Origin of the sequence: Catellatospora sp. KI3 (genome assembly GCF_029948125.1) — a bacterium.
GTDB lineage: Bacteria > Actinomycetota > Actinomycetes > Mycobacteriales > Micromonosporaceae > Catellatospora.
The window spans coordinates 347870-354564 of record NZ_JASAMB010000006.1; the positions used below are offsets into that span (position 1 = coordinate 347870).

Below are 6695 nucleotides of genomic sequence, written 5' to 3' on the forward strand. Positions count from 1 at the left end.
AGACCAACGAAATCGCCGGGCAATCGGGGGTATGACAGGTGCTCATACGCCCGATTGCCCGGCAACTTGAACGATCTTGGTCAGACTTCTTCGACGCCGCCGTCGTCGTAGATGGTGGGCGGGGCGGGGATGACGGTCTCGTCGATGAGGACCTCGGAGTGGCCGCCGCAGCCGTGGTCGAGCGAGACGATCCGGCCGTCGTCGGGGGCGTACACGTTGGCGCAGGCGCCGAAGACGCGGCCCAGGGAGCCGGCCAGCGGGGCGTAGAACGCGCACGACACGCACCGGGCGGTACGCGGGGCCGCCACCGAGATGGGCGCCTCGGGGCCGTTCTCGCCGTCGTACCAGCGCTGGGCGGCCTCCTCGCGGCCCAGCGGCGACAGCACGCGCGGGCGGCCCAGGCCCAGCTCCCAGGCGACCTCGTCGACGGCCGGGTCGCCGTTGAGCATGTAGCCGGGGGTGAGCCGGTCGTCGTCCTCCGGGGTGGGCAGCAGGTCGCCGACGCCCAGGTCGCCGGGGTGCAGCCGCTCGTGCCAGGGCACCCAGCCGGGGGCCAGCAGCGCGTCGCCGCCGGGCAGCAGCACCGTCTCGCAGATCGTCACGTGCTTGCTGCGCGGGGCGCGGGTGACGGTCACCGCCCACTGCCATCCCCGGTATCCGGGCAGGTCGCAGGCGAAGTAATGGGTCACCACCCGGTCGCCCTCGGCGACCGCGTTCAGATGCTGGCCGACATGGCCGGCGTCATCGGTGATCGCGGTACGGGCCGTCTCGACGGCCTCGGCGCATACCTGGTCGACTTTCGGGGCACGGGTGGCGGTCCTGGTCACGTTCCCCATTCTTCCTCATCGCTGATTCGAGGTTTAGTGGACCCGGTCCGGATCTGATACACAAACGGGTCTTCGATCTGGGACGATGCGGCCCATGAGCACAGCAGGTACGGGCGCGGTCGGTGGCCTCGACCGCTTCTTCGAAATCTCCGCCCGCGGGTCGACGATGTCCCGCGAGGTACGTGGTGGCCTGGCCACCTTCTTCACGATGGCCTACATCGTGGTCCTGAACCCGCTCATCCTGGGCGGGAAGGGCGACATCACCGGGGCGATGCTGCCGATGGCGGCCCTGGCGGCGGGCACCGCGCTGGTGGCGGGCCTGCTCACCATCCTGATGGGCGTATGGGGCAGGTTCCCGCTCGCCCTGGCGGCCGGTCTCGGCGTGAACGCCCTCGTCGCGCTGGAGATCGCACCGAAGATGACCTGGGCCGACGCGATGGGCCTGGTCGTCATCGAGGGTGTCATCATCGGCATCCTGGTGCTGACCGGCCTGCGCACGGCGGTCTTCCACAGCGTGCCGATGCAGCTGAAGACCGCCATCGGCGTCGGCATCGGCCTGTTCCTGGCGATCATCGGCTTCGTCGACGCCGGTTTCGTGCGCTCGACCGGTACGGGTTCGCCGCCGATCGGCATGGGCATCAACGGCACGATCATCACCTGGCCGGGGCTGGTGTTCGTGGTGGGGCTGCTGCTGACGGCGGTGCTGGTGGCGCGCAAGGTCAAGGGCGCGATCCTGATCGGCATCGTCGCCTCGACCGTGCTGGCGATCATCGTGGAGGCGGTCGCGAAGGTCGGTCCGTCGTTCGTCGACGGCAAGCCGAACCCGGCGGGCTGGAGCCTCAACGTGCCGTCGGTGCCCACCAAGTGGGTGGCGGTGCCGGACCTGTCGCTGCTGGGCCACTTCAACGTGCTCGGCGGCTGGAAGACGGCCGGTCCGATCGTCGTGATCATGTTCGTGTTCACGCTGCTGCTGACCGACTTCTTCGACACCATGGGGACGATGGTCGCCGTGGCGCAGGAGGGCGGCATGCTGCAGGAGGACGGCACGGTGCCGCGTACGCGGGAGATCCTGCTGGTGGACTCGATCGCGGCCGCGGCCGGCGGTGCGGCGAGCACGTCCAGCAACACCTCGTACATCGAGAGCGCGGCGGGCGTGGCCGAGGGGGCGCGGACGGGCTTCGCGAACCTGGTCACCGGCGGGCTGTTCCTGCTGGCGATGTTCCTGGCGCCGCTGGTGACGGTGGTGCCGTTCGAGGCGGCGTCGACGGCGCTGGTCATCGTGGGCTTCCTGATGATGACCTCGGTCCGCAACATCGACTGGACGGACTACGAGATCGGCATCCCGGCGTTCCTCACGATCGTGGTCATGCCGTTCACGTACTCGATCTCCAACGGCATCGGCGCCGGCGTGATCTCGTACGTGCTGATCAAGCTGGCCAAGGGCAAGGTCCGCGACGTGCACCCGCTGCTGTGGGCGGTGGCCCTGCTGTTCGTGGTGTACTTCCTGCGCGGTGTGCTGGAGAAGGCGATCTTCTAGGCCGGTGCCCGGGAGCGCTGTGACGGCGGTGACAGCGCTCCTTCCAGGGAAAACCATTTCGTTAGCCAGGCTTATTAGCTAGGCTATGGATTGTGACGGAGCAGGTGGTGATGGTGGCGCAAGCCTCCCCCGAGGAGCTGACGGAGCGGCTTCGCGATGCCATCACCCGGCTCAACCGGCGACTGCGCCAGGAGCGGCCGCTCGGCGATCTCACCGTGACCCAGCTTTCCGCGCTCACCAGCCTGCGGATCGGCGGCGCACTCACCCCACGTGAGCTGTCCGAGGCCGAGCGGGTGCAGCCGCCCACGATGACCAAGATCGTGGCGAAGCTGGAGGACCGCGGTCTGATCAGCCGGGCCCCGCACCCCACCGACGGACGGCAGGTCCTGCTGTCGCTCAGCCCGGAGGGGATCGCGGTGCTCGACCGCTACCAGCGCGTACGGGACGAGTGGCTGGCCGACCGGCTGGCCGGGCTCGCCCCGGACGAACGCGACACCGTGGAGCGTGCCGCCCAGTTGCTGGAGCGGCTGGCCCGGGAGTAGGCGCGGGCCCACCCCGCGAATGCGCCGAGCAGCCTGGTCCGTCCCAACCGGATGGCTGCTATCCAAGGAGGCGCAACCTGCGTGCGGGCGAGAATGAGCACCACCTTCCGTTCCCTGAAGGTCCGTAACTACCGGCTGTTCGCGGGCGGTCAGCTGATCAAACTGGTCGGCGTCTGGATGATGTACGTCGCCCAGGACTGGCTGGTCCTGGAGCTGACCGACGACTCGCCGACCGCCCTCGGGCTGGTCACCGCGCTGCAGTTCGTCCCGGTCATGCTGCTCACGCTGTACGCGGGCACGCTGGCCGACCGCCTCGACAAGCGCACCCTGCTCATGCTCTCCAACGGGGCCTGGGCGGTGCTCGCCGTCATGCAGGCCGTGCTCATCGCCACCGGTGCCATCCGGTTCTGGCACATCCTGATCTTCGCGGGCCTGCTCGGCATCGCCCAGGCCATCGAGACCCCGGTCCGCCAGGCGTTCGTCTCCGAGCTGGTCGGCAAGGAGCTGCTGCCCAACGCCCTGTCGCTGTCGGCGGCCACGTTCCAGACCGCCCGCATCACCGGCCCGGCCCTGGCCGGCGTGGCCATCGCCGCGCTGGGCACCGGCCCGGTGTTCCTCATCAGCACGGTGATGGCGATCGCCCCGGTGTTCATGCAGTGGCGGATGCGCCCGGCCGAGCTGATCCGCCCCGAACTGCCCCCGCGCAGCGAGAAGGCCCGCGTCACCGACGGCCTCAAGTACGTCCGCAACCGGCACGACCTGCTGCTGCCGATGGCGATGATGTTCGTGATCGCCATGTTCGGCTACAACTTCCAGCTCACCCTCGCGCTGCTGGCCAAGACCGTCTTCGCCACCGGCGCGGCGACGTTCGGCCTGTTCAACACCGCGCTGGCGGTGGGCTCGCTGGCCGGGGCGCTGGCGGGCACCGCCCGCAAGGGCCGCCCGTCGGTCTACCTGCTGCTCGCGTCGGCCGTGGCGTTCGGGGTGCTGGCGGTGGCGGTGGGCTTCGCGCCGTACCGCTGGCTGGTGCTCGCGCTGCTGGTGCCGACCGGCTTCAGCACCGTCTTCCTGGCCCAGGCGGCCAACCAGCGGGTCCAGCTGGGCGTGGAGGCCGCGTTCCGGGGCCGGGTGATGGCCCTCTACGTGCTCATCTTCCTGGGTACGGCGCCCGTCGGCTCCATGGTCATCAGCTGGATCGTCGAGCGCTTCGGCGCCGCCGCCGGCATCTGGCTCGGCGGTGCGATCTCGCTGGTGGCCGCCGTGGTGTGCCTGGCCTGGCAGCTGCGCCACGCCGGGGACAAGCTGTCCATCCAGGTCCGGCCCAGCCCACGGGTGCGCGTCGTGCACGCCGACAATGTCGCAACCGCCTGATGGGATTCGATCGACGGCGGTGCGAGCAGCCGGGAATGGCGACGCACCGACCGTCCGTTGGACGTACGTACGGTATGCGGTGGCGAGTGGCGAAGGGTTGGGCATAGTGTCATGAGCGTGGCTACCGACAGCGCACTTCCGATCACCCTGGGGGTGATGGCGCTTGCCGGCATGCCCGCCGCTATCGCCGCCGTGATCTGCGCCGACGACATGGTGGTGCAGGTGCGCCACCGCGCCGAGAAGGTGCGCGAGGCCTGGCACGAGCAGCGCACGCTGGACCGCCTGGAGCGGGCCTTCGCCCCGGCGCCGCCGGCCGGACCGCCGTGGACCAACGCCGCCCGGGTGGCCACCGTCGCGCTCGGTGCCGCCCGCGAGACGATGGTCCAGTTCGCCGCGCAGCGGCTCAGCGCCGTCGGCCTCGCCCCGGCCTGGCTGCCCGAGCCCGCCCCGGTGGCGCTCGGCCCGGTCCCGGTGCCGTTCGAGCAGATCGTGGCCGCCCTGCGCCAGCTGCCCCGCACCGACGTCGCCTACGACCAGGCCCTGCGCGACGCGTGCCTGTGCCTCGGCATCGACGAGCACCTGGCCGAGGTGGCCGGGCTCGACCTGGAGATCGAGCGGGTGCGGGTCGAGGGCGCGCTCAGCACCGCGGGAGTGGTGCTCGCGGGGTCCTGATGCGCCTGTTCGTGGCCGTCTTCCCGCCGCCGGAGGCCCTGACGCACCTGTCGGGCCTGGTCGACCGGCTGGCGGTGAGCCGGGCCCACGCGCGGGTCAGCCCGCCGGAGCGCTGGCACCTGACCCTCGCCTTCCTCGGCGAGGTCCCCGACGAGGCCGCCGACTCCGCCACCGCCGCCCTCAACGCGGTCACCGGCACCTGCGGCGAGCTCTCCATCACCGGCGGCGGGAAATTCGGCCACGGCCGCTCCACCGTGCTCTGGACCGGACTCGACGGTGACGTGGACGGCCTGGTCCGGCTCGGCCGCGAGGTACGCCGGGAACTGCGCGCCCGCCGCCTGCACCCCGACGACAAGCGCTTCCAGCCGCACCTGACGCTGGCCCGCCCCGGCGACCGCCTGCCCGCGTCCGCGCTGCACGGCGACCTGGAGCTGCTGCGGAACTACTGCGGCCCGAACTGGGCGGTGCGGGAGTTGGTGCTGGTGCGCAGTGAGCTGGGGCCGCGGCCGTCGTACCACCCGCTCACCGCGTCGGCGCTGCGCGCCGAGGAAGGAAGGGACCCTTCTTATCGCAATGCGAGGTAGAAGGGCCCCTTCTCAACGGCGGAGCGGTTTACCAGGCCCAGGCTTCGGGGCCGGGGCCGCCCTTGCCGACGGGCGGGAACAGCTCGTCGAGGCGGGTGAGGGTGTCCTCGTCGAGCTTGAGGGTCAGCGCGTTGAGCGAGTTGTCGAGCTGCTCGACCGTGCGCGGGCCGATGATCGGGGCGGTCACGCCGGGCCGCGACAGCAGCCAGGCCAGCGCCACGTCGGCCGGGTCCGCGCCGATCGACTCGCACAGCTTCTCGTACGCCTCGATGGTGGCCCGGTTCTCCGCCAGTCCCTCGGCGGAGCGGCCCTCGGCGACGCGGCCGCCGGTGCCGTCCTTGAGCTTGCGGATCGCGCCGCTCAGCAGGCCGCCGTGCAGCGGCGACCACGGGATGATGCCCAGGCCGTAGTGCTGGGCCGCCGGGGCGACCTCCAGTTCGATGTGCCTGGTCATCAGGTTGTAGATGCTCTGCTCGGCGACGAGGCCGAGGAAGTTGCGGTGCTTGGCCGCCTCCTGCGCGGCCGCGATGTGCCAGCCGGCGAAGTTGGACGAACCGACGTAGAGCACCTTGCCGGCGGCGACGAGGGTCTCCATCGCCTGCCAGATCTCCTCCCACGGCGTCTTCCGGTCGACGTGGTGCATCTGGTACAGGTCGATCCAGTCGGTCTGCAGGCGGCGCAGCGAGGCGTCGGCGGCCCGGATGATGTGCCGGGCGGACAGTCCCTGCTCGTTGGGCCACTCGCCCATCTTGCCGTACACCTTGGTGGCGAGTACGACCTTGTCGCGGCGGCCCCCGCCCTGCGCGAACCAGCGGCCGATGATGTTCTCGGTGATGCCTTCGCCGATCTTCCAGCCGTACACGTCGGCGGTGTCGAAGAAGTTGAGCTCGTGCTCCAGGGCCCGGTCCATGATGGCGAAGCTGTCCGCCTCGGTGGTCTTCGGACCGAAGTTCATGGTGCCCAGGCAGAGCCTGCTGACGTTCAGGCCGGTGCGACCCAGTGTGGTGAACTCCATGAGTCCCCACCCTATCCCCGGCGCGGCCGCTGCCGACCCGCCATGATCGTCGTCTTCGGCCAGAACGCGCGCCTGAGCGGCACTCTCTGACCGAAGACAGCGATCTGTGAGTGGTGTTTGTCAAGCGGCGTGGGTTTGCATGATGCG

The 6695-nt window shown here is 70.5% G+C and carries 7 protein-coding genes; 5 read left to right on the forward strand and 2 right to left on the reverse strand.

Annotation, left to right across the window (positions count from 1 at the left end; all coding sequences use genetic code 11):
• Positions 1-80: 80 nt before the first annotated feature.
• Complete coding sequence (locus QEZ54_RS13420; protein WP_281304880.1) at positions 81-836, reverse strand: DUF3027 domain-containing protein; 756 nt, start codon at positions 834-836, stop codon at positions 81-83.
• A gap of 85 nt (positions 837-921) precedes the next feature.
• On the opposite strand from QEZ54_RS13420, the gene QEZ54_RS13425 reads away from it, so the two are divergent.
• The 5 genes from QEZ54_RS13425 to thpR all read left to right on the forward strand — a co-directional run bounded on the left by QEZ54_RS13425 (position 922) and on the right by thpR (position 5533).
• Positions 922-2364 carry an NCS2 family permease gene (locus QEZ54_RS13425; RefSeq protein WP_281304881.1) on the forward strand — a complete coding sequence of 481 codons (1443 nt, stop codon included), beginning with the start codon at positions 922-924 and terminating at the stop codon, positions 2362-2364.
• A 110-nt stretch (positions 2365-2474) separates the two neighbouring features.
• Positions 2475-2906 (forward strand): MarR family transcriptional regulator, encoded by a 432-nt coding sequence (locus QEZ54_RS13430; RefSeq protein WP_281304907.1) that lies wholly within the window; start codon positions 2475-2477, stop codon positions 2904-2906.
• An 81-nt stretch (positions 2907-2987) separates the two neighbouring features.
• Positions 2988-4277 (forward strand): MFS transporter, encoded by a 1290-nt coding sequence (locus tag QEZ54_RS13435; RefSeq protein WP_281304882.1) that lies wholly within the window; start codon positions 2988-2990, stop codon positions 4275-4277.
• A 117-nt stretch (positions 4278-4394) separates the two neighbouring features.
• A complete protein-coding gene (locus tag QEZ54_RS13440) occupies positions 4395-4949 on the forward strand; it encodes a hypothetical protein (protein WP_281304883.1) in 555 nt (184 codons plus the stop codon).
• A complete protein-coding gene (gene thpR, locus QEZ54_RS13445) occupies positions 4949-5533 on the forward strand; it encodes an RNA 2',3'-cyclic phosphodiesterase (protein WP_281304884.1) in 585 nt (194 codons plus the stop codon). The genes QEZ54_RS13440 and thpR overlap by 1 nt, the downstream gene beginning before the upstream one ends.
• 28 nt (positions 5534-5561) lie before the next feature.
• Here thpR and QEZ54_RS13450 read toward each other — a convergent pair whose 3' ends face one another.
• Positions 5562-6548, reverse strand: coding sequence for an aldo/keto reductase (locus QEZ54_RS13450; protein WP_281304885.1), 987 nt, complete (start codon positions 6546-6548; stop codon positions 5562-5564).
• Positions 6549-6695 lie beyond the last annotated feature (147 nt).